This is a genomic window from Bacteroides sp. 1_1_14 (assembly GCF_000162515.1).
In the GTDB taxonomy this organism is placed as follows: domain Bacteria; phylum Bacteroidota; class Bacteroidia; order Bacteroidales; family Bacteroidaceae; genus Bacteroides; species Bacteroides thetaiotaomicron.
The window spans coordinates 496,928-501,780 of the sequence record NZ_GG774705.1; the positions used below are offsets into that span (position 1 = coordinate 496,928).

Here is a 4,853-nt window from a genome sequence, read left to right on the forward strand (position 1 = left end):
TTAATATCTTCATAAAATCTTCTCCTTTCTTTATTACTGTCTACAAAGAAAAGGGATATTTCTGAAATAAAACTGAAATGGATAAAAAAAGAGTCAGATTCTCAATTTTGAAAATCTGACTCTTTTACTATTGAAATAGATATGTGTTTTTAATAAGAACGTGCAAAAACGACACGGCAAGCAGAAGGTTTGCCCGTTACCATACATTTTCCCGGTTCTTTATCACCTTCAACGTACGAATCGAATGGGATACAACGAATCGTTGCTTTTGTATCCTCTTTAATCTTTTCTTCAGTCTCGGTTGTTCCGTCCCAATGAGCCAGGATAAAGCCGCCTTCTTCGATTTTCTCTTTAAATTCTTCGTAAGTATCTACTGTCGTGATTTTAGAATTGCGGTAATCCAATGCTTTTTTGTAGATATTTGCCTGAATTTCTTCGAGCAGTTTTTGAACGTATGTTTCGATGCCATCGCAAGTCACAGTTTCTTTTTCCAGTGTATCACGGCGCATTACTTCCATTGTATTGTTTTCGAGGTCACGTCCTCCCATCACCAGACGAACAGGGACACCTTTCAATTCATAATCTGCGAATTTGAAGCCCGGACGTTTGTTGTCCGCATTGTCATATTTCACAGAAATGCCCAGTGCTTTCAGTTTGGCAACAATGCCTTCCACTTTCGCGTCGATTTGTTTCAGTTGCTCGTCGTTCTTATAGATAGGAACGATTACTACCTGAATCGGAGCCAAATGTGGAGGTAATACCAGACCGTTATCATCGGAGTGAGTCATAATCAGAGCACCCATCAAACGGGTAGAAACACCCCATGAAGTTGCCCATACATATTCCATCTTATTTTCCTTATTTACAAACTGAACATCAAATGCCTTGGCAAAGTTCTGTCCGAGGAAATGAGATGTACCGCTTTGCAATGCTTTTCCATCCTGCATCATAGCTTCGATGGTATAAGTATCAAGTGCACCGGCAAAACGTTCGTTAGCGGATTTTACACCTTTCACTACCGGAACAGCCATGTATTTCTCAGCAAATTCGCTGTATACATTCAGCATTCTGATCGCTTCTTCCTCTGCCTCTTCGCGTGTAGCATGAGCGGTATGTCCTTCCTGCCACAGGAATTCGGCAGTACGCAGGAAAAGACGGGTACGCATTTCCCAACGGAAAACGTTTGCCCACTGATTACAAAGAATAGGCAGGTCACGATAAGACTGAATCCAGTTTTTATATGTATTCCAGATGATTGTTTCTGATGTAGGGCGAATAATCAGTTCCTCTTCCAATTTGGCAGCAGGGTCTACTACTACGCCAGAGCCGTCTTCTGCATTTTTCAAACGGTAATGAGTCACTACGGCACATTCTTTAGCGAAACCTTCTACGTGTTCTGCTTCGCGGCTCAGGAATGATTTTGGAATTAATAACGGGAAATAAGCATTCACGTGCCCTGTTTCCTTGAACATATCGTCCAGTTGACGTTGCATCTTTTCCCAAATTGCGTATCCGTAAGGCTTAATCACCATACATCCGCGTACGGCAGACTGTTCTGCCAAATCAGCTTTTACCACCAAATCGTTATACCACTGTGAGTAGTTTTCGCTACGTTTGGTAAGGTCTTTCAGTTCTTTTGCCATTATATTTTTCTATTTAAGTTTTCTTGGATGTTAAAACAGGGTGCAAAAATACGAAAAAGGAACGAACTGCCCTATTCTTCTTGCATTATTTTCTTTATACCGCCTTATGTGACTGATTTACCTATTTATAGTTACTATTATAGTCACTTTTCTAGGACTTTATCGTATTTATCTGATACATAAAATATCAAGAAAATGAGTTAAAAGAACTCTTGTAAAAATATAAAAACAGATAGTCATTGTCTGACTACCTGTTTTATAATGGAGCGGTAAGCGAGACTCGAACTCGTGACCCTTAGCTTGGGAAGCTAATGCTCTACCAACTGAGCTACTACCGCAACTTGTATCTTTCATAAAAGCCTTATGAAATGTTGATGCAAAGGTAAACATAATTTTTATATCTCAAATAAATTTCTTCAAATTTTAGCAGAGGAAAATCTATAATATAATTTCTATTCCAGATGAAAAAAAGAATCGGATATGAAAAATCGTATATTCGATTGCTGTACAATTTAAAATATACAGATAGAAATAAAATGATTCGATAAAATCCTCTGGATTTCTAATCAGATATTTTCAAAACTTAATATTATTGGATTTAATTCTTATCAATATGCGTGATTTTATCTGCCTATACTAACAATAAGTTAATAGAATGGCTACTAACTGATTCAATCTGAAAGATTAAAATGATTGAGATATTAGTCGTATCCAAAACAAATGACCTGTTTTACTTGTGTTTTATTCGTTCCTTTTAAAGGAGCAGAACGTTCTTCACCGACCAACGTCCTGTTGGTTTAAAACCAAGTAATCGTTCCTTTAAAAAGGAAATAGCTCAAATAACGTTCTTTTTCTGTATAATCCGATAATATATATGCAAAAACATATTGAAATTCTGTATATTATTACGCGTTTTTATGCATAATTTCTGCTGTTTGATGAAATATGTATGGGGCTATTCTTTGTGTAATCTTAAATATAGAACATTTTTTTAAGATTCTTTCTCTGTTTGCCAAAGTGAACAAACCCGTCCTCTCATCTGTTAGAAAGTCTCAATTTTAGATTTAACCTAACCAGCATGAAAAAAAATAAGATACTTTTTGTACTATGGGCTTTGTGTTTTTTCGTCATTCAGACAAATGCACAGACACCGCTAAGTTTCGAAGAATCGTTGCACCTGCTTAATCAGGGAAATCAGAGCTTGAAGATAGCTGATAAGGGGATAGAGATTGCCAAGGCAGAACGTGATAAGCTCAATGCTTTTTGGTATCCTACCTTGCAGTCTACAGGTGCATTTGTGCATATGTCCGAGAAGATAGAAGTGAAGCAGCCATTGTCTCAGTTTACTGATCCGGCAAAAGACTTTGTACATTCAATTATTCCGGATGACCAGATAATCTCAGCTGTTCTGGATAAAATAGGAGCCAATACTCTTGTCTTTCCACTAACTCCGAGAAACTTGACGACTGTTGATCTGTCGGCAGAATGGGTGCTCTTTTCCGGAGGAAAAAGATTTCGTGCAACAAATATTGGTCGGACAATGGTGGATCTGGCGCGAGAGAATCGTGCACAGACTGCTGCAAGCCAGCAAAACCTGTTGGCAGAAAGTTATTATGGTCTGCGGTTGGCACAACAGGTCATAGCGGTACGTGAAGAAACATATAAAGGTTTGCAGAAGCATTATGAAAATGCTTTGAAACTGGAAGCTGCCGGAATGATAGACAAAGCAGGACGACTGTTTGCACAAGTGAATATGGATGAAGCAAAACGGGCATTGGAAGCTGCACGAAAGGAAGAAACAGTGGTGCAGAGTGCCTTGAAAGTTTTGTTGAATAAAAAAGATACGGATGAGAATATCGTTCCTACTTCTCCCCTTTTCATGAATGATTCGTTACCACCCAAAATGCTTTTTGATATGTCGGTCAACAGCGGAAACTATATGCTTAATCAACTGCAGCTGCAAGAACATATCGCTAAACAGGAAGTACGGATTGCCCAAAGCGGATACTTGCCGAATATAGCCCTTTTTGGAAAACAGACCCTCTATTCGCATGGCATTCAAAGCAATTTACTGCCGCGTACCATGGTGGGAATTGGCTTTACATGGAATCTCTTTGACGGATTGGATCGGGAAAAGAAGATCCGGCAATCAAAACTAACCCAGCAAACGCTGGCTTTAGGGAAAATGAAAGCACGCGATGATCTTGCTGTCGGAGTGGATAAACTCTATACACAATTGGAGAAAGCTCAGGATAACGTAAAAGCACTGAATGCGACCATCGAACTAAGTGAAGAACTGGTACGTATCCGAAAGAAATCCTTTACTGAAGGGATGGCAACTTCTACCGAAGTGATTGATGCTGAAACCATGCTTGCCAACGTAAAAGTGGCTCGTCTGGCAGCATATTATGAATATGATGTGGCATTGATGAATCTTCTTTCACTCTGCGGCACACCGGAACAATTTGTAAACTATCAACCTAAACCGTAACAAACAATGAAACCAACTAGTAGAACCCTTTCATGGGCATTCGTCATTATTATGCTGGCAGTCGGTATTTTTACTGCTCTGGGAATAATCTTGATGCACAAACAACCGCTCGTCCTGCAAGGGCAGGCAGAAGCGACAGAAATCCGTATTAGCGGGAAACTTCCCGGACGTATCGATACCTTTTTGGTTCAGGAAGGTGACTGGGTACGTCAAGGAGATACTCTCGTTGTGATCAACAGCCCCGAAATACATGCCAAGTATCAGCAGGTGAATGCATTGGAGCAAGTAGCCGTACAGCAGAACAAGAAAATAGATGCCGGTACCCGCCGGCAGATTGTTGCTACCGCGCTGCAACTATGGAACAAAACAAAAAGTGATCTTACACTGGCCAAAACAACTTATAACCGTATTCTTACCTTATATAAAGACAGTGTTGTCACTTCCCAGCGGAAAGATGAAGTGGAAGCTATGTATAAAGCTGCTGTTGCAGCCGAACGGGCAGCCTATGAACAATATCAGATGGCGGTAGACGGTGCACAGAAAGAAGATAAAGAATCTGCCGCCAGTATGGTGAATGCTGCCAGAAGTACGGTGGAAGAAGTTTCGGCACTATTGGTCGATGCCCGGCTGACAGCACCCGAAAACGGTCAGATAGCTACCATCTTTCCTAAACGTGGGGAATTAGTTGCGCCGGGAACCCCTATTATGAACCTGGTTGT

3 protein-coding genes and 1 tRNA gene are annotated in these 4,853 nt (G+C 40.2%); 2 read left to right on the forward strand and 2 right to left on the reverse strand.

Translation table 11 applies throughout. The annotated features are described in order from the left end of the window. Positions 1-149 precede the first annotated feature (149 nt). Together proS and HMPREF9007_RS12945 are read right to left on the reverse strand one after the other, a co-directional pair. Positions 150-1,643: a proline--tRNA ligase gene (gene proS / locus HMPREF9007_RS12950; RefSeq protein WP_008761590.1), complete on the reverse strand. Its 1,494-nt coding sequence runs from the start codon at positions 1,641-1,643 to the stop codon at positions 150-152. Between the two features lie 262 nt (positions 1,644-1,905). Beyond that, positions 1,906-1,981: transfer RNA gene (locus HMPREF9007_RS12945), tRNA-Gly, on the reverse strand. A gap of 740 nt (positions 1,982-2,721) precedes the next feature. Between HMPREF9007_RS12945 and HMPREF9007_RS12940 the strand changes: the two genes are divergently transcribed. Continuing rightward, positions 2,722-4,134, forward strand: a complete 1,413-nt coding sequence (locus HMPREF9007_RS12940) for a TolC family protein (protein WP_008761591.1) — start codon at positions 2,722-2,724, stop codon at positions 4,132-4,134. A gap of 6 nt (positions 4,135-4,140) precedes the next feature. Beyond that, a partial coding sequence (locus HMPREF9007_RS12935; protein ID WP_008761592.1) for a biotin/lipoyl-binding protein occupies positions 4,141-4,853 on the forward strand: 713 nt, incomplete at its 3' end.

What these genes read in the sequence shown, in the direction of transcription:
- proS (WP_008761590.1), bottom strand. Translation starts at nt 1,643, where the DNA reads ATGGCAAAAGAACTGAAAGACCTTACCAAACGTAGCGAAAACTACTCA.
- HMPREF9007_RS12940 (WP_008761591.1), top strand. Translation starts at nt 2,722, where the DNA reads ATGAAAAAAAATAAGATACTTTTTGTACTATGGGCTTTGTGTTTTTTC.